Origin of the sequence: Lysobacter sp. Root983 (assembly GCF_001429345.1) — a bacterium.
Classification (GTDB): domain Bacteria; phylum Pseudomonadota; class Gammaproteobacteria; order Xanthomonadales; family Xanthomonadaceae; genus Lysobacter.
Map to the genome: position 1 here is coordinate 1 of NZ_LMJO01000001.1, position 20881 is coordinate 20881.

20 protein-coding genes and 4 pseudogenes are annotated in these 20881 nt (G+C 66.6%); 16 read left to right on the plus strand and 8 right to left on the minus strand.

The window, feature by feature from the left end; translation table 11 throughout:
- Nucleotides 1-6 precede the first annotated feature (6 nt).
- The 9 genes and pseudogenes from ASE43_RS22420 to ASE43_RS00035 all read left to right on the plus strand — a co-directional run.
- A pseudogene (locus ASE43_RS22420) lies at nucleotides 7-716 on the plus strand (hypothetical protein); the annotation flags it as partial.
- Between the two features lie 42 nt (nucleotides 717-758).
- A pseudogene (locus tag ASE43_RS22425) lies at nucleotides 759-1607 on the plus strand (hypothetical protein); the annotation flags it as partial.
- A gap of 124 nt (nucleotides 1608-1731) precedes the next feature.
- Nucleotides 1732-2220 (plus strand): annotated as a pseudogene (locus tag ASE43_RS22050) (hypothetical protein); the annotation flags it as partial.
- Between the two features lies 1 nt (nucleotide 2221).
- Nucleotides 2222-2647: pseudogene (locus tag ASE43_RS22430) on the plus strand (RHS repeat-associated core domain-containing protein); the annotation flags it as partial.
- 560 nt (nucleotides 2648-3207) lie between these two features.
- A complete protein-coding gene (locus ASE43_RS22055) occupies nucleotides 3208-3555 on the plus strand; it encodes a hypothetical protein (protein WP_162258731.1) in 348 nt (115 codons plus the stop codon).
- 191 nt (nucleotides 3556-3746) lie between these two features.
- Nucleotides 3747-4859 carry a lysozyme inhibitor LprI family protein gene (locus ASE43_RS00020; RefSeq protein ID WP_157499589.1) on the plus strand — a complete coding sequence of 371 codons (1113 nt, stop codon included), beginning with the start codon at nucleotides 3747-3749 and terminating at the stop codon, nucleotides 4857-4859.
- Between the two features lie 66 nt (nucleotides 4860-4925).
- On the plus strand, nucleotides 4926-6569 hold the full coding sequence (locus tag ASE43_RS00025) for a peptidoglycan-binding protein (protein ID WP_082607011.1): 1644 nt from the start codon (nucleotides 4926-4928) through the stop codon (nucleotides 6567-6569).
- 153 nt (nucleotides 6570-6722) lie between these two features.
- Complete coding sequence (locus ASE43_RS00030) at nucleotides 6723-7289, plus strand: hypothetical protein (RefSeq protein WP_057159045.1); 567 nt, start codon at nucleotides 6723-6725, stop codon at nucleotides 7287-7289.
- A 100-nt stretch (nucleotides 7290-7389) separates the two neighbouring features.
- Nucleotides 7390-7782, plus strand: a complete 393-nt coding sequence (locus ASE43_RS00035; RefSeq protein WP_057159047.1) for a GFA family protein — start codon at nucleotides 7390-7392, stop codon at nucleotides 7780-7782.
- Between the two features lie 60 nt (nucleotides 7783-7842).
- Here the strand turns inward: ASE43_RS00035 and ASE43_RS00040 are convergent, their stop codons facing one another.
- From ASE43_RS00040 to ASE43_RS00050, 3 genes are all read right to left on the minus strand, one after another.
- Nucleotides 7843-8520 carry a DUF2306 domain-containing protein gene (locus tag ASE43_RS00040; protein WP_162258732.1) on the minus strand — a complete coding sequence of 226 codons (678 nt, stop codon included), beginning with the start codon at nucleotides 8518-8520 and terminating at the stop codon, nucleotides 7843-7845.
- A gap of 266 nt (nucleotides 8521-8786) precedes the next feature.
- Nucleotides 8787-9407: an FMN-binding negative transcriptional regulator gene (locus ASE43_RS00045; protein WP_057159050.1), complete on the minus strand. Its 621-nt coding sequence runs from the start codon at nucleotides 9405-9407 to the stop codon at nucleotides 8787-8789.
- 60 nt (nucleotides 9408-9467) lie between these two features.
- Nucleotides 9468-9824 (minus strand): hypothetical protein, encoded by a 357-nt coding sequence (locus ASE43_RS00050; RefSeq protein ID WP_056173983.1) that lies wholly within the window; start codon nucleotides 9822-9824, stop codon nucleotides 9468-9470.
- Nucleotides 9825-10031: 207 nt separating this feature from the next.
- Here ASE43_RS00050 and ASE43_RS00055 point away from each other — a divergent pair, with 207 nt between their 5' ends.
- Together ASE43_RS00055 and ASE43_RS00060 are read left to right on the plus strand one after the other, a co-directional pair.
- Nucleotides 10032-10280, plus strand: coding sequence for a hypothetical protein (locus ASE43_RS00055; RefSeq protein WP_157499590.1), 249 nt, complete (start codon nucleotides 10032-10034; stop codon nucleotides 10278-10280).
- 153 nt (nucleotides 10281-10433) lie between these two features.
- Nucleotides 10434-10622, plus strand: a complete 189-nt coding sequence (locus ASE43_RS00060; protein ID WP_056173991.1) for a hypothetical protein — start codon at nucleotides 10434-10436, stop codon at nucleotides 10620-10622.
- Between the two features lie 61 nt (nucleotides 10623-10683).
- On the opposite strand, the gene ASE43_RS00065 is transcribed toward ASE43_RS00060, so the two are convergent.
- From ASE43_RS00065 to ASE43_RS00075, 3 genes are read right to left on the minus strand one after another with little or no spacing between them, the layout of a single operon-like run.
- Nucleotides 10684-11139, minus strand: coding sequence for a hypothetical protein (locus ASE43_RS00065; RefSeq protein WP_057159053.1), 456 nt, complete (start codon nucleotides 11137-11139; stop codon nucleotides 10684-10686).
- 4 nt (nucleotides 11140-11143) lie between these two features.
- Nucleotides 11144-11365, minus strand: a complete 222-nt coding sequence (locus ASE43_RS00070) for a helix-turn-helix transcriptional regulator (RefSeq protein WP_056173998.1) — start codon at nucleotides 11363-11365, stop codon at nucleotides 11144-11146.
- A gap of 1 nt (nucleotide 11366) precedes the next feature.
- Nucleotides 11367-11879 (minus strand): DUF2975 domain-containing protein, encoded by a 513-nt coding sequence (locus ASE43_RS00075; RefSeq protein ID WP_057159054.1) that lies wholly within the window; start codon nucleotides 11877-11879, stop codon nucleotides 11367-11369.
- Between the two features lie 369 nt (nucleotides 11880-12248).
- Between ASE43_RS00075 and ASE43_RS00080 the strand changes: the two genes are divergently transcribed.
- The 4 genes from ASE43_RS00080 to ASE43_RS00095 are packed head-to-tail and all read left to right on the plus strand — an operon-like array spanning nucleotide 12249 to nucleotide 18689.
- Nucleotides 12249-13436, plus strand: coding sequence for an efflux RND transporter periplasmic adaptor subunit (locus tag ASE43_RS00080; RefSeq protein WP_057159784.1), 1188 nt, complete (start codon nucleotides 12249-12251; stop codon nucleotides 13434-13436).
- Between the two features lie 12 nt (nucleotides 13437-13448).
- The gene (locus tag ASE43_RS00085) at nucleotides 13449-16643 is read left to right on the plus strand and encodes an efflux RND transporter permease subunit (protein WP_056174002.1); all 3195 of its coding nucleotides are present in this window, start codon (nucleotides 13449-13451) and stop codon (nucleotides 16641-16643) included.
- Nucleotides 16636-18075 (plus strand): efflux transporter outer membrane subunit, encoded by a 1440-nt coding sequence (locus tag ASE43_RS00090; RefSeq protein WP_057159056.1) that lies wholly within the window; start codon nucleotides 16636-16638, stop codon nucleotides 18073-18075. The genes ASE43_RS00085 and ASE43_RS00090 overlap by 8 nt, the downstream gene beginning before the upstream one ends.
- Nucleotides 18072-18689, plus strand: coding sequence for a TetR/AcrR family transcriptional regulator (locus ASE43_RS00095; RefSeq protein WP_056174008.1), 618 nt, complete (start codon nucleotides 18072-18074; stop codon nucleotides 18687-18689). Before ASE43_RS00090 ends, ASE43_RS00095 begins: the two co-directional genes overlap by 4 nt.
- Before the next feature lie 109 nt (nucleotides 18690-18798).
- Here the strand turns inward: ASE43_RS00095 and ASE43_RS00100 are convergent, their stop codons facing one another.
- Entirely contained in the window at nucleotides 18799-19641 is an 843-nt protein-coding gene (locus tag ASE43_RS00100; protein WP_057159785.1) for an MnmC family methyltransferase, read from the minus strand.
- A 163-nt stretch (nucleotides 19642-19804) separates the two neighbouring features.
- Complete coding sequence (locus ASE43_RS00105; RefSeq protein WP_057159058.1) at nucleotides 19805-20380, minus strand: hypothetical protein; 576 nt, start codon at nucleotides 20378-20380, stop codon at nucleotides 19805-19807.
- Between the two features lie 52 nt (nucleotides 20381-20432).
- Between ASE43_RS00105 and ASE43_RS00110 the strand changes: the two genes are divergently transcribed.
- Nucleotides 20433-20855: a helix-turn-helix domain-containing protein gene (locus ASE43_RS00110; RefSeq protein WP_057159059.1), complete on the plus strand. Its 423-nt coding sequence runs from the start codon at nucleotides 20433-20435 to the stop codon at nucleotides 20853-20855.
- Nucleotides 20856-20881 lie beyond the last annotated feature (26 nt).

The following is a 20881-nucleotide window of genomic DNA, read 5'->3' on the forward strand; positions in this document are numbered from 1 at the left end:
GTCCAACTGACCTATTCGCCGGTGCCCGGCAACGTCGGTCATGCCAGTACTCCAGCCACCTGYCCGCATCGCAAAGGCGACCTGTGGAAGGTCACCAACGCGCTGGGCCAAGTCACGGAAACCCTGGCTTACGACGGCGCCGGTCGTCCGCTGTCGGTCAAAGACCCCAACGGCGTTGTCACCGACCTGGAGTACCACCCGCGCGGTTGGATGACCGCGCAAAAGGTCCGCGGCCCCAACGCCGGCAGCGAAACCGACGACGCGATCACCCGCTACGAGTACACGCCCACCGGCCTCGTCAACAAGATCACCCAGCGCGACGGCAGCTACACCACCTTCGGTTACGACGCCGCGCACCGCCTGACCACGGTCACCGATAACGCCGGCAACCAGATCGTCTACACCCTGGACAACGCTGGCCAGCGCACCAAGGAAGACACCAAGGACAGCGGCGGCGTGCTGCTGCGCACCTTGTCGCGCGTCTACAATCAGCTCGGCCAGCTCAGCACCGGCAAGGACGCCTACAACCACGCCACTGGCTACGTCTACGACGCCGCTGGCAACCTAGACACCGTCACCGATGCGTTGAGCACGGTCACCGACAACAATTACGACCCGCTGGGCCGTCTGGTGAAGACCCTGCAGGACACCGCCGGGATCAACGCCCAGACCCAGTTCCAGTACGACGCGCTGGACCGCCTGACCCAGGTCACCGANGCACGGTCACCGACAACAATTACGACCCGCTGGGCCGTCTGGTGAAGACCCTGCAGGACACCGCCGGGATCAACGCCCAGACCCAGTTCCAGTACGACGCGCTGGACCGCCTGACCCAGGTCACCGACCCCAAGGGCCTGAACACCCAGTACCARTACAACGGCCTGGGCGACCTGACCCAGCTGACCAGCCCGGACACCGGCATCACCGGCTACACCTACGACAGCGCCGGCAACCGCGCCACCCAGACCGACGCCCGCAACGAGACGGCCACCTACAGCTACGACGCACTCAACCGCGTCGTCGGCATCGCCTACAGCGACACCGCGCTCAACGTCGGCTACACCTACGACACCACCCAGGCCGTCTGCCAGAGCGGTGAGACCTTCAGCGCCGGCCGCCTGACCCGCATGGACGACGGCAGCGGAAACACCCGCTACTGCTACGACCGCCGTGGCAACGTGGTGCGCAAGGTCCAGACCACCAATGGGCAGGTGTTCACCCTGGTCTACGGCTACACCCTGGCCAACCAGCTCTCCTCGGTCACCTATCCCAGCGGAATGCGGGTGGATTACACCCACAACGCCCTGGGCCAGCCCAGCGGCGTAACGGTGACCCAGCCAGGCCAGGCCCCGCAGGTCCTGCTGACCAGCGTCACCTACTACCCCTTCGGCCCGGCGGCCGAGCTGGAGTACGGCGACGGCCGCCGCCTCAAGCGCACCCACAACCAGAACTACCAGCCGGGCGTAATCGAAGACGTGGGCCCGGACGGCCTGTCCCTGGGCTACGAGTTCGACGCGGTTGGCAACCTGATCAAGCTGCGCAAGGGCGACCAGTCCGAACCGCCGCTGCGCGCTTACGCCTACGACAAGCTCGGCCGCCTGACCGAANTTCGACGCGGTTGGCAACCTGATCAAGCTGCGCAAGGGCGACCAGTCCGAACCGCCGCTGCGCGCTTACGCCTACGACAAGCTCGGCCGCCTGACCGAAGCCCGCGACGGCACGACCAATGCCTTGCTGCAGGGCTACACCTACGACGCTACCGGCAACCGCACTAGCAAGACCGATGCCGGCGCTACGCAGACCTATACCTACCCGAGCACCAATCACCGTCTGTCGCAGGTCGGCGCCACGGCCCGGACGTACGACGCCGTGGGCAACACGGCAGCTATTGGAGGCACCGCCAAAGAGTTCATTTACACCGCGGCCAATCGTATGGGCCAGGTGAAGCAGGGCGGCAGCGCGGTGATGAACTACGCCTATAACGGCAAGGGCGAGCAGACGCGGCGTTACCCGACCACGACGTCAACGGCGCAGACCTATGCGAGCTACGACGAGGCGGGCCATACGGTTGGCGTGTACGACCACACCGGCACCCGAATCCAGGAAGTCATCTGGCTGGGCGGTCTGCCGGTTGGTGTGATCGACACGAACAATCTGCATTACGTCCAAGCCGACCATCTGGGCACGCCGCGCAATGTGATCGATCCGGTGGCGGAGAAGNTTCCGGCGTCGCTTCGCGCGCGCAGCAGTAGATGGTGACGAAGTCATCTGGCTGGGCGGTCTGCCGGTTGGTGTGATCGACACGAACAATCTGCATTACGTCCAAGCCGACCATCTGGGCACGCCGCGCAATGTGATCGATCCGCTCGCAGAGAAGTCGGTATGGAGCTGGCAGTTGGGTAATGAGGCGTTCGGCGACAGCGCACCGAATCAGGACCCGGATAACAACGGCACTGCGTTCGTGTTCGATCTGCGGTTCCCCGGGCAGCGTTACGACAGCGCAAGCGGACTCAACTACAACTACTTTCGTGATTATGAGGCCGAGACCGGGCGCTATGCAGAGGCTGACCCTATCGGTCTGAATGGTGGTATTTCGGTCTTCGCTTATGGTTGGAGCTCGCCCTTAAGGCAGACTGACCCAAGTGGATTATTCAGCTTTGGATCATCCTGCGATACCACGCAAAGACTCATCATCATTGCTAACATAAATATGTTGATTACTGACCTCTACAAGAGGATCCGAGATAAGGGCTCCGCGTGTGATCACGGGAAGTGTGATCTAGAGCTCGTCCAGAAGGTGCTAAATTTTATTGCAAATGAGGCGGTGTACAGTTGCAATCTGTCGGATAAGAATCCAAGAGGTCCCTGCGCGTTCCAGAACGGAGTGAAGCAAAGCTTCCGTCCGGGCTATCTCTCAAGCCCGCCGAATCCGGCGTGGTTGACGGATCCGAACGAGGTGTGCGGATGCATTCGTGGAACGATTTTCCATGAGGCCGCCCATTATGTGGACGAGCAAGGGGATGAGAATGAGTATGCTCGGAAGGAGACCAGGAAATGCGTCGATTGTGCGCCAAATGTGAGAGACGACCGAGCGCCGTTATGGTGAGGGTTATCGCACTGCTAACGTTTCTATTTTCTTTCCCCACATTGGCGGCGAGGCCTCCGATAGGAACCGATTGTCTTGCTCACGCAGCAGATGAAATAGTGGTGGCTCGCTTCCTGGGTAGTGAAGATGACGCGATATACGCAGATAAATTTAGTGACCTTTATCTGGGTAAATTTGCGCGCTTGGGTAGTTTCAAGGGGGGCGATGGTGAGCAAGGCGGTGATGAGTTCGAGTTGCTTTGGCGCAAAGGCGTTTCCGAGCAGCCTGTATTCAAAGTAAATTCTGTTTATCTTATTTATTTGGGTCAGAGTGACATAGGGCCGTACGTTTTGTATGGATCTCGCGGGGCGAGAGAGATAAAGGGAAGCACGTTGCCGGAAATAAAGTCTTTGCGCGAGGCATTAAGGAGGAGGAGTCCTCCGCACTGCGATGAAATGAGAGGCGGTTGATGAGTCTGCCGGGCCGAATGCTTCACTAGCTGGGGCTCTCTGCGAAACAGGGGCACTTTCCGAACTAAAGAAAAAGGTCGGGGCCTGTAAGGACGTTCGCTAAGGCGCGAATACCATCTTCCCCAGCCCCGCCCACTGCGGTATAAGCCCAACTAACCCTCTCTTCTACCCCCAAGTTTAGAAAGGCAGGCATGGCTCGTTACAAGGACGATCGGGCGCAGCGCCGTCGGCGCAGCCGTACTTTCATGCTCAGCGCGGTGCTGTTGGCTGCGCTGTCGGGCTGCCAAGGCCCGGCCCAGTCGCAGCCTGCAGCCGACCCAGCCGTGTCGGCCCCGGTCGAGACCGCTTCGCCTGCGGTGCCCGCCACTCCGGCCGTCGCCCCCGCGCCGGCGGACGCACCGCCTCCGCAGGGCAGCCGCAAGTACCGCGATTGCCTGACCGCCGCCCGCGACGACGCCCAGGCCCACGCGCGTTGCCTGGACGACGAGCTGGCCTATCAGGCCCGCGCGCTAGACCAACTGCTGCAAGAACGCACGGCCACGCTGGCCGGCGCGCAGCGCGATGCGCTGCTGGCGCAACAGGCCGCGTGGCAGGGTGAGACCGACCGCGCGTGCGGTGCCGTGGCCACGGGCCCGGCGCCGGCCCATGCCGACGGCGGGCGCTGCCGGCTGCAACGCACCATCGCGCGCTTCGACGTGCTGGCCGACGATGCGCCCGCCGCGGCGCAGGGGCTGACGGCCCAGGGCGTGCCCGATGCGCAAGGCGCGCTGCGTCTGCAGCTGGGCGACGCCGCTATCGCGCTGCACTCGGGCGGGTGCAGTGGGCAGGGGCGGGTGGTGTGCAAGCAGCCCAGCGTGCAGATCATCGCGCCGGGCTTGGCCGGGCCGCAAACGCTGACGCCGGTGCAGGTGGTAGTGGCCGCGCCGTCGGCCTCGGGCAGCACCGGCTATCGCGGGCCGCTGGCCGCAGGCTTCGCCGACGGTTGGCACAGCTTCGCGCTGTCGGACCTCAACGCCGACGGGCATGAGGATCTGATGGTGTGGTCCGGCATGGACGGTAGCTACGGCGATCCCTCCTACACCTATTATCTGTACGACGTCGGCAGTCGGCGCCTGGTGGAAAGCCGTGCGTTGGCGGATTTAGTGCGCGGGAGCTCGGTATCGCGCATCGCCGATGGACGGCTGTACGTGTGGTCCCGCAGCGGCGCCTGCGAGCGCGGCGAGCAAACCATCGACGCGCGCGCCGGTACGCCCAAGGTCGTGGAACGCAAGCAATACAACACTTGCACCAAAAACGCCCCATAACACGGGCCGGGGCCGCGCACGACGCGCGGCCCCCAGGAGTTCAAAGACACAAGGAGATAGGACGTCATGAGCGATGGATACGGGCGCAGTGCCGCTTCCCCCATTACCCGCGATCAGGCGGTGCGCCTGATCGTGCAAACCTGCTTGAACGAGGGCGTGACCGACCAGCGCCAGATCGCCTATGTGCTGGCGACCGCCGAGCACGAAAGCCTCAACTTCACCAAGCCTGAGGAAGACTACGGCCGCCAGCAGGCCGCGCGCCTGGGCTACCAGGGCGGCGAGGAGTACTTCGGCCGCGGCTACGCGCACCTCACCCATCGCGACAACTACCAACGCCTGGGCGACGCGCTGGGGCGCGGCAGCGAGCTGGCGGACACCCCCGCCTTGGCCGCCGATCCGCAAACCGCCTCGCGCGTGCTGGTGATCGGCATGCGCGACGGCCTGTTCACCGAGCGCCGGCTGGACCAATACGTCAACGCCAACAGCACCGACTACGACGGTGCGCGCGCCATCGTCAACGGCAGCGACCGCGCCGCCCACATCGCCGGGCTGGCGCGCGGCTGGGAGGGCCAGGTCGCCGACCTGGTGACCTCCGTGCAGCGCGATGGCGTGGACCTCGCGCCGGTGGCACCGGCGCCCGCCGCTGACGCCGTTTTGCGCAACGGCGACGCCAACGCCCGCGCATTCGAAATGCAGCAGTACCTGGCGGCGCTGAACGTGCGTGGCACCAACGGTCAAGCGATTTCCCCGGACGGCGATTTCGGTCCGTCCACCGCGCAAGCCGTGCGCAACTACCAGCGCGACGCCGGCATCACCCCGCAGACCGGCACCGTCGACCAGGCGCTGATGGACCGCATGCGCGGCGAAGTGCTGCAGGCCGACCCCAACTTCCGCCTCAAGAGCATCACCGACCTCTACGGGCCCTTGAACGACCGCGTGTTGAACACTGGCGACCGCGGCGATCCGGTCGCCGACCTGCAGGGCCAGCTGCGCGGCCTGGGCTATCGCGACAACGACGGTCTGCTGGACGTGACCCGCCGCTACGACGCCAACACCCAGGCGGCCGTGCGCCGGTTCCAGCGCGACGAAAACATCGAGCCCGCCAACGGCATCGCCGACGAGCGCACCCGCGACGCGATCAACGCCCGTGCGGTGGAGCGCGGTCTGCCCGAAGCGGCCGAAGCCGTGCGCCGCCGCCAGGAAAGCGCCGCCGCGCCCGACCCGCAGGCGCCGGCCCAGCAAGCGCCCGGTGCCGCCCCCGTCGCGCCGCCAGCACAGCCGCCCGGCGACCAGCGCCAAGGTGCGGTCCAACCCACCGGCGGCGCGCAAAGCACCTATGCCTCGATGTTTCCGCAGGTGCTGGACCACGTGCACGGCGTCGAACGCGAACGCGGCATCCCCGCCGGTCAACACAGCGCCAACCTCGCCGGCGTGCTGACCGTGGCCAGCCTGCGCGCGGATATCAACCCCGACCGCGTGGAGTTGAACAACGACGGCTCGCGTGCCCGCGCCGTCGAAGTCAGCCGCGTCAACGACCACCCCGCGTTCAACCGCAGCACCGAAGCCGTCCACACCGCCGCCGCGGTCGCCGTCCCGCAGCGCCAGAGCGCCGAGGAAGGCGAGCGCGTGGTGGCCGAGCGCGAACTGGCGCAACGCACGGCGACTCAGAATCAGACCCAGACGCAGGGCTCGGGCATGAGGATGGCCTAGCCTGGGCGGAGCACGCTGCCCGAATCGCGCCCCTGTAGCCGACGCTGCCGCCCGCGGATGCGGTGCGTCGTGCGTTGAGCCGGTGACGCGGCCTCGCGGCGGCGCGCTACAGTCGCGGGCGTGTGCCCTCATCGGATCAAGGAGCGCCGTCTCATGGAAGATGCCACGCGCAAGTCGCTGCGTTTCGCAGCGGTGTTTCTAACCGGCAGCCTGTTGCTCTCGATGACCGTCTTGGCGAATCCGCCCGAGGACAGTCCCACCGCGCACTGGTATGCGCAGACCTACGGCGTGTCCATCGCCGAAGCCGAGCGCCGCACCATGCGCGAGCTCGAGATCGGCAAGCTGGGACAGCGCATCGAGGCCGAACGGCCGGACACGTTCGCCGGGCTGTACATCGAGCACCGGCCGACCTATCGCGTGGTGGTGCGCTTCACCGGCGACGCCAAGGCGCAGCTCGCCGCCTACAGCGACGATCCTCTGTTCGTGGCGGAAACCGCGCCACGGTCGCTACAAGTCCTGCTCAGCACCCAGCAACTACTGACTCAGCGCCTGCACGAGGCGGGCATCGAGTTTCTGTCCGAAACCGACCTTAAGACTTCACATGTCGACATCTTCGTGCGCGACGTGGAGCAAGCCGCCGCGTGCCTGGCGGACCTGCCGGTGATGAAGGAAGGCTTCGTCCGGATACACAAGACGAGCGGATTCATCGAGCCGACCTAAGCCGCCGGGTGCGGATCCCGGGCCGATACGCGTGGACACGCGCTTGACTCCGCCGGCGTTACCGTCGGCTGTGGCCGATCTGGCTTAGAGGAGGTGCGCCATGGAGCGAATCACCGGCAGTTGCCTGTGCGGCGACGTCCGATTGGTGGCCTCGGGACGCCCCTACCGGGTCGGCCTGTGCCACTGCCTCGATTGCCGCAAGCACTCCGGCTCCGTGTTTCACGGCTCCGCGATCTTCCCCGAGGACGCGGTGACGGTGGCCGGCGAAACGCGCGACTACGCCGGACGCCACTTCTGCCCGCGCTGCGGCTCATCGGTGTTCGCGCGCATGGGCGATGAGATCGAGGTGAGCCTGGGCGCTCTGGATGTTCCCGATCGGCTGACGCCGACTTACGAGAACTGGACGATCCGCCGCGAGTCCTGGTTGCCGGCGTTTCCGTTCAAGCGGTATTACGAGCGGGATCGCGAGGGCACGGGGCGCTCGGAGGAGTAGGGCGCGCGGGCACCGCTACTCGGGCACGTGCCTGATCCCGTGCAGTGCCTGGAACCTTACTTATGCCAATTCGGCTTGAGGTGTCTGTGTGCGACGTGCCCAGCGCGCTATGGCGGACATCAGCTCGTAGACCAGCAGCGGCGCGGCCCAGCTCAGCCACAGCAGCGTCGGGATCAGCACCGCCGGATGCGCCAGCGTCATCATGCCCGGCACCTGGATCGACAAGCGGAACACCATCGGCGCCAGGGTGACGATGTAGTTGCGCAGCATCCAGCGCCTGTGGTCCTGCGTGCGGCCGGCGCGGATCGCGATATAGCCGGGCAGGGCGGTGCACAGCCAAGCCAGCGCAGTCGCGGCGAACGCGGCCTGCAGGGCGAAACCGCCGGGCGTGGTGGCGATCAGGCCGGCGGCGCCGACGCAGGCGACCAGCATTGCGCTCAGGTATACGCGGCCGGTCCAGCGGTGCGCGCGCGGGTAGGCATTGCGCAGGCGCGTGATGAACTGCCACGGCCCCAGCAGCGCAGTGAGCGTGCCGCCGGCCAAGTGCGTCCATAGCCAGGCCCGCCGCGACCAGAACATGCCGTAGGCGTTAGGGTCTTGCGCTGCGTACTTGTGGAAGGTGCCCCACAGGAAGTGCAGCACCACGGCTACCGCGAGCAGCCACAACGCGGCCCACGCGACGCGGCGGGCCACGATCGCGGCGGTGACTGAACCTGCTGCACGGCTGGATGGGGCCATGGTGCCCTCGCTGGCGGTAAGTCGGTTAGTGCTTGCTGCCCGAATCATAGCCCGCGTGCCTGTGGGTTCCGGGGCGTCGGCGTTCGCTTCAGCGCATCTCGCGCACGGTCCATCGACGCAGCGGTGCGTTAGCGCCTACGGGCTGGCCGGCGTGGATATTTCGATGCGGCTGATCGCTAGACCTGGGTGAAGTACCCCCAAGGCTGCGCTCCCGCACACGAGTACGTCGGTGCGCGGGTTCCGCCGTGCGGCGGATCGCACTCTGCTCAATCGACCGAAACGCCGGCCCTCAGCATGGCCTCCAGCAACGGCCGCTGTTGCTCCCGTTCCAGGCCGGCGAGGATCTCCGCGAGATCGCCCGGCCGCTCGTTCTGGCCGAGCTTGAACTTGGCGTAGGCCGCGATCACGCGCGCGCGGAAGGCGACCACGTACGGAGCCAGCTTGGCGTAGCGCGCGCCCATGTCGGCGACCGCCCAGGCGTTCGGGCGACCGCGCTCCATGTGGTCGACCAGGCGGTTCAGTGCATTCTGGGTAGCTTCGTCGCTGTCGTCGAACTCGACTTCGATCTCCAGTTGCACGCTTTCGTAGTTCCAGGTCGGCGCCTGGGTGCGGTCGCTCAGCCACGAGGGCGAGATGTAGCCGTGCGCGCCCTGGAACACCGCCAAGGCGTGCGGCTGCTGGCGCAGCAGGTCGGTATGCGGATGGGTGCGCGGCACATGGCCCAGGAGGCTGAGCTCGCCGTCGGCGCCGCGGTCCAGCAATAGCGGTACCGGCGTGGCCAGCGGCGCGCCGTCGGTGGAACTGATCACCAGCGCGAAGGGGTGCGCGGCGATCATGTTGTCGACGTCGGCGAGGGAGGCGGGCTTGTAGACGGGATGGGTGTTCATGCGCTTGGGGCGTCGGTGCGATCGGCAATTCTAGGAGCAAACCGGCGGCGCGGATGCCCGCTACTGCACGAAGATCAGCAACACGCCGCACGGGTCCCAGACATGCAGCACGCTGGAGTCGTCCACCGGTTCGGGCGGCATGTAGCGCGCCGGCGCATAGCGGCCGCTGGCCACGACCTCCTTGGCGCGCTGGTGCCAGGCTTCGATGTCCGGCACGCCGATCACCATCATGAAGTTCTCGGCCCAGTCCTTGACGTAGTAGTTCTGCAGCCGGAAGCGCTGCCCGTTCATCTCGAAGTCGGCAGTGCCGCCCCAGCCCTCGGACAGGGCGAACCCCATGGCCTGGTAGAAGCCTTTGGACACTTCGAAGTCCTGGGCGGGGACGTAGGCCTTGAGGTCGGTGATGCTTAAGGACATCTCTGTCGCTCCTGAGACAGGATCTGATGCCGATGGCTCGCTTTCGAGCGCTATTCAACCATCTCCCACATCCGATTGCGTAGTTGCGCTACGTCCCTGTCCAACGCGCGAGGCCATCGGCTTTACGGTTCGATTACCCGCCTTTCACGGTCCCCTCCACGCGTCATGCTCGAATGCGCGCGTCCACTCGGGCACGGGAGAACTAGCATGAGGAAATACTCGATAACGACAGCACTGGCGCTGCTGTTGATCTGCGGATCCGCCTTCGCGACGGTGGTGACCGTTAGCGGCCACGGGCAGAGCTACGATCCGGGCATCGCCCTGGCGGATGCGCGCGCGGATGCGAATGCCCAATGCATCGCGCAAGGCGGCACGCCGCTGGAAGAGATCTACAACCACGTCACCCGCGCCAACCTGTGGCTGGCGAGTTCGATCTGGCGTTGCGACGTACCTTGACGCGGGCGTTGCAGCCCGCCGCTCCGCGCGCATGGACGGCTAACGTTCGGTAACCGTGAAGAGCGGCGAGCAAGCGCTAGACCCTGCCTTAACCGCCCAGCACGCAGCGTGCAGATTAGCCGGACCCCACCCGGCGCTTACGAGGCGATCGATATGGGCAAGGACACCAGCAAGCAAGGCGGCGAAGGCCCGCCGGACGGGCAAGGTCATCAGCCGCTGCCTGGCGAAAACCCGAATTCCGGTGAAGGGCATGCGCGCCGCAAGCACGTTCAGAACGCGGACCTGCCGGAGGGCGAAGGGCATCAGCCGTTGCCGGGCGAGGATCCGCCGTCGAAGGACTAGCCCTGAGCGTTATCGGCGCTGCACGAGCGCAGCGCCGACGCTTCGATGTGCAGTCGCGGTGTTAGCTGCTAGCGGCACGCAGCGATTCGACTGCGTTCTTCGGCCAAGCGAAATAGGTCCGCCACGCGTAGCCCCACGGCACCACCAAGGCCAGCAGCGGCAGCGCCAAAAACGAAGCCGCGACTTCGCCGGTGGGCGTGCCCCACAAGGTCCCGGCCTGCCACAGCGGGTAGGCGATGAAGGCCAGCCACACTGTCTTGTAGCCGACGGTGAAGAACATCAGCGGCAACCAGCGCAGCGGACGCAGCAGGCCGAACAGGGCGAGCGCGGGGTAGGTGGCCCACACGGCGAACGCGACCGCGCGCACCGGATCCCAGGGGCCTTCGTGGGTTAGCAACGCGCTCCATGCGGTGGGCGTGACGAACACCAGCATCAGCAGGAAGAACAGGCGTAGGCCCCAGAGCTGGATCGGGCGCACGCCTTCGTGGCGCGGGTCGGGTGCGAACGGATTGCGCATGGCGTCAGTCCTCGGAGGGCAGGCTGGGATCGAACGCGAGCAGGTCGCCGGGTTGGCATTCCAGCACCGCGCAGATCGCTTCGAGCGTGGAGAAGCGGATGGCTTTGGCCTTGCCGGTTTTGAGGATCGACAGGTTGGCCAGGGTGATGTCGATGCGCGAAGCGAGCTCGGTGAGGGTCATGCGGCGCGCGTGCAGTTGCTCGTCCAGGCGGACCACGATCGCCATGTCACACCGTTCCTTCGAGATCGGCGCGCATGCGGGCACCGCGGGCGAACACGCCGGACAGCACGAACAGCAGCAGCACCGCCAGCCAGGGCGCGAAGGAGAAGGCTTCGATGCGGCCGGGTTCCCACACGGCGGCGGCGATCGCGGCCACGATCAGGCGCAGCACTTCCAGCGCGACCACGCTCCAGGCGATCCAGTCCAGGCGGCGGACGTTGGCGAGGATGAAGGGATCGCCATTGCGCACGGTATCGACGATGGCCAGCAGCCGGCGCAGCACGGTGTGCACGATCACCGCGCTGGCGATGCCGACCATGACGATGCCGCGCAGCCCGTAGGAGGCCTGCGGGTACTTCGCGACCAGGTCGAAGCCCAGGGCGCGTTCGGGCCAGCCGTTCATCAGGAAGCTGGCGCTCAGCAGCGCGGCCAGGCAGCCCAGGTAGATCAGGTTCAAGACGGTCAGGCCTTGGATGACGGGGCGGGAGATGGCCAGGGCGCGGGCGGAGGTGCGGTTCATGGGGGTACTCCATGCCTTGTTATCGTGAAGCGATAATGAGCATATCGTTTAACGATAAAAATAGGCCGAAAGGCATGGGCGCGACTGGGCAGGCGAGCGCTGACGTTGCGAATGCCCCACGGAAAAGCCGCCAGAGACAGACTTCGGCCCGGCTGCCGACGGCTTTGCGATTGTTGGCTGTTCGCCTCAGCCCTGCATAAGGGCACAGGAATTGCCGGCCAAAAGGCACTCAAATCGGCGCGAAGCCGGGCGAGGGCGCTTGACCCCGCCCGCCAAAGAAAAGAGAATGATCGTTCATTCTACGATGTGACCGCGGTCTGTCCGACCGCAATAACGACCTGAGGCTCCCCCATGCCGTCGCGCAAGTCCATGACCCATAACGCTATTTCCCGCGTCCCCGCAGTACTCACCGTGGCCGTGCTGGCGCTGTCCCTGGCCGCCTGCGGCAAGGGCGGCGAGCCGCAGGGCGGTCCCGGCGGCCAGAAGGGCCAGGTCACCGTGGTGACCCTGAAGCCCGAGACCGTCACCCTGACCCGCGAACTGCCGGGCCGCACCAGCGCCTCGCTGGTTGCCGAGGTGCGGCCGCAGGTCAGCGGCATCGTCGAACAGCGCCTCTTCGTCGAAGGCGGATTGGTGCGCGCCGGCCAGCCGCTGTATCAGCTGGACGACAAGACCTACGCCGCCGATCTGGAAACCGCCAAGGCCACGCTCGCGCGCGGCGAGGCGGCCTTGAACTCGGCGCGTTTGAACGCGCAGCGCTCCAGCGACCTGGTCAAGATCGACGCGGTCAGCAAGCAGGACGACGAAACCGCGGTCGCCACGCTCAAGCAGAGCCAGGCCGATGTGGCCTCGGGCCGCGCGGCGGTGCAAAGCGCCGGCGTCGTGCTGGCACGCGCGCGCATCACCTCGCCGATCAGCGGCCGCATCGGCAAGTCGGCGGTGACCCAGGGTGCTCTGGTCACGGCCAATCAGGCCGATGCCCTGGCGGTGGTGCAGCAACTCGATCCGGTGCACGTCGACATCAGCCAGTCCAGCGCCGAATTGCTGGCGCTGCGCAAGCAGATCGCCGCCGGCACGCTCACCGAGGCCAACACGCCGGTGACGATCCTGTTGGAGGACGGCAGCCAGTACCCGCTGCAAGGCAAGCTCGCGTTCTCGGAAGTCACCGTGGACGAAGGCACCGGCAGCTTCCTGCTGCGCGTGGTGGTGCCCAACCCCGACAACCTGCTGATGCCCGGCATGTACGTGCGCGCGCTGATCGGCACCGGCGTGCGCCAGAACGCGCTGCTGGTTCCGCAGCAGGGCATCAACCGCGACCCGAAGGGCAATGCGACTGCGATGGTCGTCAACGCCAAGGGCCAGGTCGAGCCGCGCGAAGTCCAGGTCAGTCAGGCCATCGGCGACAAGTGGCTGGTCGAAGGCGGCCTGAAGGCCGGCGACAAGGTGATCGTCGAGGGCCTGCAGAAGATCGGTCCCGGCATGCCGGTCGACGCGACCGAGAAGGGCGCCGCCCCGGCCAAGCCGGCCGCGGCCCCCGCCGCCGCGCCGAAGCAGTAATCGGAGAAATTCATGGCACGGTTCTTTATCGATCGCCCGATCTTTGCCTGGGTCCTGGCGATCATCATCATGTTGGGTGGCGCGATCGCGATCACCCAGCTGCCGATCTCGCAGTACCCGACCATCGCGCCGCCGACCGTATCGGTGAACGCGTCCTACCCCGGCGCTTCCGCTAAAGCCGTCGAAAACTCGGTGACCCAGATCATCGAGCAGAACATGAAGGGCATCGACGGCCTGATGTACATGTCGGCGACCAGTTCGTCCGACGGTCAGTCCGGCGTGACCCTGACCTTCGAAAGCGGCGTCGACCCCGACATCGCCCAGGTGCAGGTGCAGAACAAGCTGCAGCTGGCCACGCCCTTGCTGCCGCAGATCGTGCAGCAGCAGGGCGTCAGCGTGTCCAAGGCGAACTCGTCGTTCCTGCAGGTCATCGGCTTCGTGTCCGAGGACGGCAGCATGAACGGCGCCGACATCGCCGACTATGTGGCCGCCAATCTGGTCGATCCGCTGGCGCGCGTCGACGGCGTCGGCAGCACCCAGCTGTTCGGCACCAAGTACGCGATGCGCATCTGGCTGGATCCGGACAAGCTCAACACCTACAAGCTGACCCCGACCGACGTCATCACCGCCCTGCGGGCGCAGAACGCGCAGGTCGCGGTCGGCCAGCTCGGCGGCACGCCGTCGGTGAAGGGCCAGCAGCTCAACGCCACCATCACCGCGCAGGACCGTCTGCAGACCGCCGAACAGTTCCAGAACATCGTGGTGCGTTCCAATAGCAGCGGCGCGGTGCTGAAGCTGCGCGACGTCGCGCGCGTCGAACTGGGCCAGGAGGACTACAGCACCATCGCCCGCTTCAACGGCAAGCCGGCCACCGGCATCGCGATCTCGCTGGCGACCGGCGCCAACGCGCTGGCCACCGCGCAGGCGGTGCAGGCCGAACTGGAGCAGCTCAAGCCCTCGTTCCCCAAGGGCTTGAAGGCGGTGACGCCGTTCGACACCACGCCGTTCGTGCGCGTGGCGATCGAGGAAGTGATCAAGACCCTGCTCGAAGCGATCGTGCTGGTGTTCCTGGTGATGTACCTGTTCCTGCAGAACTTCCGCGCCACCCTGATCCCGACGATCGCGGTGCCGGTGGTGCTGTTGGGCACCTTCGGCCTGCTGGCGCTGTTCGGCTACTCGGTCAATATGCTGACCATGTTCGCGGTGGTGCTGGCGATCGGTTTGCTGGTGGACGACGCCATCGTCGTGGTCGAGAACGTCGAGCGCGTGATGAGCGAGGAAGGGCTGTCGCCGGTCGAGGCCACGCGCAAATCGATGGACCAGATCACCGGCGCCCTGATCGGCATCGGCCTGGTGCTGTCGGCGGTGTTCGTGCCCATGGCGTTCCTGGGCGGCGCCACCGGCGTCATCTATCGTCAGTTCTCGGTGACCATCGTTTCGGCGATGGCGCTATCGGTGCTGGTCGCGATCGTGCTGACCCCGGCGCTGTGCGCGACCATGCTCAAGCCCATCGCGAAGGGCCAGCACGCGTCCGACAAGGGCTTCTTCGGCTGGTTCAACAAGAAGTTCGACGCCGGCAACAGCAAGTACCAGGGCGTGGTGCGCGGCATCGTCACCCGTTCGGGCCGCTTCATGATGGTGTTCGTCGCGATGGCGGTGCTGATGGGTGTGATGTTCTTTCGCCTGCCGTCCTCGTTCCTGCCGCAGGAGGATCAGGGCTTCCTGTTCACCATCGTGCAGGCGCCGGTCGGCGCGACTCAGGAGCGCACCGGCGAGGTGCTCAAGAAGGTCGAGGAGCAGTTCCTGTCCGACAAGGCCGTGGATTCGCTGTTCACCGTGCAAGGCTTCAGCTTCGCCGGTAACGGCCAGAACGCCGGCATGGCGTTCTCGCAGCTCAAGCCGTGGGAAGAACGTGCGGCCACCTGGGGCGACCGCTGGCGCTGGCTGACCAGCTTCGGCAAGACCCCGATGCCGGACAACAGCGTCAACGGCGTGGTCGGGCGTGCGATGGGCAGCTTCATGCAGATCAAGGACGCGTTCGTGTTCGCGCTGGCGCCGCCGGCGGTGTTCGAACTGGGCAACTCCAACGGCTTCGTGTTTTACCTGAAGGACAACGCCGGTTTGGGCCACGACGCCCTGGTCGCCGCGCGCAACCAGTTCCTCGGCATGGCCGCACAAAACGAGGCGATGCAGAACGTGCGACCCAATGGCATGGAAGACACGCCGCAGTTCCGCGTCGACGTCGACAACCAGAAGGCTTCGGCGCTGGGTCTGAACATCGCCGACATCAACTCCACCCTGCAGGCGGCCTGGGGCGGTCAGTACATCGACGATTTCGTCGACCGCGGCCGGGTCAAGCGCGTCTACATCCAGGCCGACGCGCCGTTCCGCATGGTGCCCAGCGACTTCAACCGCTGGTACGTGCGCAACGACAAGGGCGAGATGGTGCCGTTCTCGGCGTTCGCGACCACGCGCTGGGAATACGGTTCGCCGCGACTGGAGCGTTACAACGGCGTATCGGCGCTGGAAATCAACGGCGAAGCCAAGCCGGGCGTGAGCTCGGGCCAGGCCATGGCCGAGGTCGAGAAGCTGGTGGCTCAGCTGCCGGCGGGCATTGGCCTGGAATGGACGGGGCTGTCGTTCCAGGAGCGTCAGGCCGGCGCGCAGACGCCGCTGCTGTACACGCTGTCGCTGCTGATCGTGTTCCTGTGCCTGGCGGCGATGTACGAGAGTTGGGCGATTCCGACCTCGGTGCTGCTGATCGCGCCGATGGGCATCCTGGGTACGGTGCTGGCCACGTGGCTGCGCGGCATGGAGCGCGACGTCTACTTCCAGGTGGCGATGCTCACTACCGTGGGCTTGTCGAGCAAGAACGCGATCCTGATCGTCGAGTTCGCCAAGGAGAATCTGAAGAACGGCATGGATCTGATCGGCGCCACCCTGGCCGCGGTGCGCGACCGTCTGCGCCCGATCATCATGACCTCGCTGGCCTTCGGCCTGGGCGTGTTGCCGCTGGCCCTGGCCACCGGCGCGGGTTCCGGCGCGCAGCGCGCGATCGGTACCGGCGTGCTCGGCGGCATGGTGGTGGGCACCTTCCTGGGCATCTTCTTCGTCCCGCTGTTCTTCGTGGTGGTCGAGAAATTGTTCGTGAGGAAGAAGCACGCGCCCGCTGCGCAGGCTACGGAAGGAGTGCAGAGCCATGAATAAGCTGTCGATCCATGCGCTGGCGCTGGCGATTACGCTGGCGACCGCCGGCTGCGTGAGCCTGGCGCCGAAACTGCCGGTCGCCGACGCGGCGATCCCGGGCGAGTGGCCGTTGCCGCCGACCACCCAGGCTTTCGCCGGCGCCGCGCCGGCGGGCGAGGCCACCGAGGCGGTCTCCACCGCCGCGGTGGCCGACATAGGCTGGCGCGATTTCTTCGTCGACCAGAACCTGCAGACCCTGATCGGTCGCGCGCTGGAGAACAACCGCGATCTGCGCGTGGCCGTGCTGAACGTGGAGAAGGCGCGCGCGCAGTACCGCATCCAGCGCGCCGACCGCGTCCCGGCGGTCGGCGTCAGTGCGCAGCTACAGCGCACCGGTGGCGACAATCAGGCGGTCAGCGATCAGTACACCGCCGGGGTGGGCATCACCAACTTCGAACTGGATCTGTTCGGTCGCGTGCGCAACCTGAGCCAGTCGGCGTTGCAGCGCTACTTCGCCGAGGAGGAGGCGCGCCGCGGCGCGCAGCTGAGCCTGATCGCCGAGGTCGCCAACGCCTACCTGACCCTGGCCGCCGACCGCGAGCTGCAGTCGGTGTCCGAGGCGACCTTGAAGAACCAGCAGTCGGCCTACGACCTGACCGTGAAGCGGCGCGAGCTGGGCGCGGTGTCGGGCCTGGAAGTCAGCCAGGCGCGCACCCAGGTCGAGCAGGCGCGCGCGGACGCGGCGCGCTATGCGGGGCAGGTGGCCCAGGACATCAACGCGCTGAATCTCCTGGTCGGCGAGCCGGTCGATCCGTCGTTGCTGCCGCAGCGCTTGAGCGATGAGGTGAGCGGCATCGCGGCCCTGCCGTCCGGTCTGCCGTCGGAGGTGCTGTTGCGCCGTCCCGACGTGCTGCAGGCCGAGCACACGCTGCGCGCGGCCAACGCCAACATCGGCGCCGCGCGCGCGGCGTTCTTCCCGTCGATCAGCCTGACCGGCTTGTTCGGCAGCGCCAGCACCGAGCTGTCGGGGCTGTTCGATGCCAACACGCGCGCCTGGTCGGTCAACCCGGTGATCAACATCCCGATCTTCCAGGGCGGCAAGCTGCGCGCGGGCCTGGATTCGGCGAAGGCCGATCAGCAGATCGCCCTGGCGCAGTACGAGAAGGCGATCCAAGCCGGTTTCCGCGACGTCGCCGACGCCCTGGCGCTGACCCAGACCCTGGCCCAACAGCGCGAGGCGCAGCAGGCGCTGGTGGAAGCCGCGGCGCGCGCGGACCAGCTCTCGACCGCGCGCTACAAGGCCGGTCGCGACAGCTACCTCAATCAGCTCGATGCTCAGCGCACGCTGTACGGCGCGCAGCAGGGCCTGGTGAGCACGCGCTTGAGCGAACAGGTCAACCGGGTGACGCTCTACAAAGTCCTTGGAGGTGGCTGGAACGAGCGCAGCCAATGAGCACTCCCAAGCGTACCGTCAAAGCCGAGGAGCGCGCGCTGGCGCAGCGCGAGCGGATACTGGTTGCCGCGCAGAAATGCTTCGTGATGCATGGCTTCCATGCTGCGAGCATGGCCAACATCGCCGAGACGGCCGGCATGAGCGCCGGCCTGATCTATCGCTACTTCAAGGCCAAGAACGACATCATCCTGGCCATCATCGAGCGTCAGCTCGAAGAAGCCAGGGCCGATGTGGCCAAGCTGCATGCGAGCAGCGATCTGGTCGGCGGCATCGCCGAAGTGTTTCAGCAGTGGCAGGCCAACGATCCCAGCATCACCAATGCGGCGCTGTTTCTGGAGCTTACCGCCGAGGCCACGCGCGATCCCGAGATCGCCGCGGCCACGCATGCCTCCGACAAGGTGTTCCGCGCCGATCTGGCGGCGTGGTTCGCGCGCAGTTGCGAGCAGGGCGGCCTGGGCGTGCCCGAGTGCGAGGTCGAAACCCGGGTGTTGATCCTGCAGTCGCTGATCGAGGGCCTGGCGATGCGTTCGATCGCGCAGCCGGACCTGAGCGTGGCGCAGGTGAGGGTGGCGCTGGAGCGGGTCCTGCCGGGGTTGCTGTCGACCACGGATTGAACGGCCGGCGCCGCGGCGCCGACGAATTGCTTTAAGACGGCCGCCTTCGGGCGGCTGTCTTGTCTGTGGGGCTGCAATCGCGCGCGCGATGTTCGCGCCGTCGTCAGGCTCAGCGCTTGCTCGCCAACACCCCATCCAGCGCCAGCTGCGCCTTGAAGCCCGCCTTGTCCAGGCGCTTGGCGACTTCGCGCGGCACGTCGCGGCCGCTGGTGAGCTTGTTCGGACTGCCGGTGTAGTGGAACAGACGGCCCCCGCGGCGCAGCACGCGCGCGAGGTGGTCGTAGAAAGTTTGCGAGTACAACTCGCCGGCGATGCCGAAGCGCGGTGGATCGTGGAGCAGAGCGTCCACCGAGGCGTCGCCGATCTGCGCGATCGCTTTCGACACGTCGGCATGGGTGAGCTGCAGACGGCCGCCGCTGCTGGGCGCGTCGGGGTCGGGCGACCAGGGGTTGAGCGTGCGTAGCCACAGCACGCTCTCGTTCTTCTCGAAGGACTGGATGCGCGCGGCGCCGGCCTCCAGGCAGCAGGCGGCGAAGTAGCCCAGGCCGCCGCAGGTATCCAGCACCGCTTTGCCGCGCGGTTCGACCAGCGCGACCTTGCGCTGCGCGTCGTCGACAGGCGAGGTCTTGGCCGTGGGCAGCATCTTGATGCCGTCGATCTCGAAAGTAGGCGCGCCCCATTCGGTCGGCACCAGCTTGATCAGCGAGCCGGCGTAGCGCGATACCGCCGCGTAGTCCTCGCCGTCCCAGTAGTAGATGGTGCGGTCCTTGAGCGTATCCGGGTAGGGATAGGCCTGGTCGCGCCAGTGCCAGGCGTCCGCTTCCAGCCGCGTCTCCTGGTTCGATCGACCCAGATCCAGCGAGTCGGTCCACGCGCCGGCCTTGGCGTCGCGTGCGGCCAGCAAAGCATCGGCGACGGGGCGGGTGAGCAGGGGACCTGAGTAATGGGACACGGCGGGCGGCATCTCGGAGGGCGCGATGGTGAGCGCATGCATCCGGAGCGATCGGGAGCAGTGCGGCTTGGAGCTGCGGATCGTACCGCGCGCCAACGCCCTTGTGAGCCTAGACGAGTTCGTCGACGCCGCTATCCGCGTGCCAGCGGCGTGGGGGCCGTCTTCATGGGGACGCGCGGATGCGCGTGTCGATGGCGATCCAGTTGGTTTCCCAGGTCCGGCCGCCGTCGCCGGAGTAGGCCTGCTCGAAGCGCGCCGAATCGGGCGTGATGTCGGAGATCACGAAGCGCACCAGGATCGCGCGGCCATCCAGGTCCTCCGGGCCGTAGAACTCGCCGCGCCCGTTCTGGAATCCGCCGTACAGCGGACGGGTCAGCATGCCGTTGCCGGCGCTGGCGTAGTTGATGTTCCACTGCCGCGTCTGCGGGTTGTACAGGCGCAGGCTGGTGCCGTGGATGCGTCCGCTGGGGCCTTCGATGCGCAACTCGACTAGGTTGGCGCGATCGTCCAGCACGCCGCTCACCACGCTGGTGCCCGTGTACTCCACCCAGTCCTGCGATCCCGATAAGGGGCGCGTCAGCCGGCGCACCTGGGTCTTCCAGGTGCCGAACTCCCAGTCGAAATCGTGCTGGCCGTCGCGCTGCGCGGTCGCGGCCTGCGGCGGTTGCGCGGACGCCGTCATCGCCAGCAGGGCCAGCAGGCAGGCGCCGTGGCGCCAGTGTCGCAGGGCGTTTTGCATCGCGGGGCTCCGTTTCGCATGATGGCGCACAGATTGCGAGCGCGAGGCGGCCATGAACAAGAACGCACCTGCAGGTAACCGTGCCCGGCCCAATCCGCTGGAAGGCTGCCCGCTCGCGGCGGCGTTCGCCGCCATCGGCGGCAAATGGAAGCTGACGATTCTGTACTGGCTGGCCCACGGCGAACTGCATTTCGCCGGCCTGACGCGCCGGGTCGCGCCGATCTCGCACAAGGTGCTGGCGCAGCAACTGCGCGAACTCGAGGCCGACGGCATCGTGGAGCGCACCCCGACCGGCACGCCACCCGCGCCAGTGATCTATCAACTCACCGCGTACGGCCAGACGCTGCTGCCGCTTATCGAGGGCGTGCGGGTTTGGGGCGAGGGGCATTTGCAGCGGAAATCCGCATCGCCCGTTGCCGCGGAGGGCCTGGCCTGCGGCGTGGCCATCGAGCCGCGCGGTGAGGCGCATTCGTGACCCTCAAAGCGGTGTCGCGATCGAGG

Excerpts from the sequence above, each read along its gene's own strand:
- ASE43_RS00035 (WP_057159047.1), top strand. The coding sequence starts at position 7,390 with ATGGAGCGAATCACCGGCAGTTGCCTGTGCGGCGACGTCCGATTGGTG.
- ASE43_RS00110 (WP_057159059.1), top strand. The coding sequence starts at position 20,433 with ATGAACAAGAACGCACCTGCAGGTAACCGTGCCCGGCCCAATCCGCTG.
- ASE43_RS00030 (WP_057159045.1), top strand. The coding sequence starts at position 6,723 with ATGGAAGATGCCACGCGCAAGTCGCTGCGTTTCGCAGCGGTGTTTCTA.
- ASE43_RS00025 (WP_082607011.1), top strand. The coding sequence starts at position 4,926 with ATGAGCGATGGATACGGGCGCAGTGCCGCTTCCCCCATTACCCGCGAT.
- ASE43_RS00090 (WP_057159056.1), top strand. The coding sequence starts at position 16,636 with ATGAATAAGCTGTCGATCCATGCGCTGGCGCTGGCGATTACGCTGGCG.
- ASE43_RS00060 (WP_056173991.1), top strand. The coding sequence starts at position 10,434 with ATGGGCAAGGACACCAGCAAGCAAGGCGGCGAAGGCCCGCCGGACGGG.
- ASE43_RS00020 (WP_157499589.1), top strand. The coding sequence starts at position 3,747 with ATGGCTCGTTACAAGGACGATCGGGCGCAGCGCCGTCGGCGCAGCCGT.
- ASE43_RS00065 (WP_057159053.1), bottom strand. The coding sequence starts at position 11,139 with ATGCGCAATCCGTTCGCACCCGACCCGCGCCACGAAGGCGTGCGCCCG.
- ASE43_RS00070 (WP_056173998.1), bottom strand. The coding sequence starts at position 11,365 with ATGGCGATCGTGGTCCGCCTGGACGAGCAACTGCACGCGCGCCGCATG.
- ASE43_RS00055 (WP_157499590.1), top strand. The coding sequence starts at position 10,032 with ATGAGGAAATACTCGATAACGACAGCACTGGCGCTGCTGTTGATCTGC.
- ASE43_RS00040 (WP_162258732.1), bottom strand. The coding sequence starts at position 8,520 with ATGGCCCCATCCAGCCGTGCAGCAGGTTCAGTCACCGCCGCGATCGTG.
- ASE43_RS00080 (WP_057159784.1), top strand. The coding sequence starts at position 12,249 with ATGACCCATAACGCTATTTCCCGCGTCCCCGCAGTACTCACCGTGGCC.
- ASE43_RS00050 (WP_056173983.1), bottom strand. The coding sequence starts at position 9,824 with ATGTCCTTAAGCATCACCGACCTCAAGGCCTACGTCCCCGCCCAGGAC.
- ASE43_RS00045 (WP_057159050.1), bottom strand. The coding sequence starts at position 9,407 with ATGAACACCCATCCCGTCTACAAGCCCGCCTCCCTCGCCGACGTCGAC.
- ASE43_RS00075 (WP_057159054.1), bottom strand. The coding sequence starts at position 11,879 with ATGAACCGCACCTCCGCCCGCGCCCTGGCCATCTCCCGCCCCGTCATC.
- ASE43_RS00105 (WP_057159058.1), bottom strand. The coding sequence starts at position 20,380 with ATGCAAAACGCCCTGCGACACTGGCGCCACGGCGCCTGCCTGCTGGCC.
- ASE43_RS00095 (WP_056174008.1), top strand. The coding sequence starts at position 18,072 with ATGAGCACTCCCAAGCGTACCGTCAAAGCCGAGGAGCGCGCGCTGGCG.
- ASE43_RS00085 (WP_056174002.1), top strand. The coding sequence starts at position 13,449 with ATGGCACGGTTCTTTATCGATCGCCCGATCTTTGCCTGGGTCCTGGCG.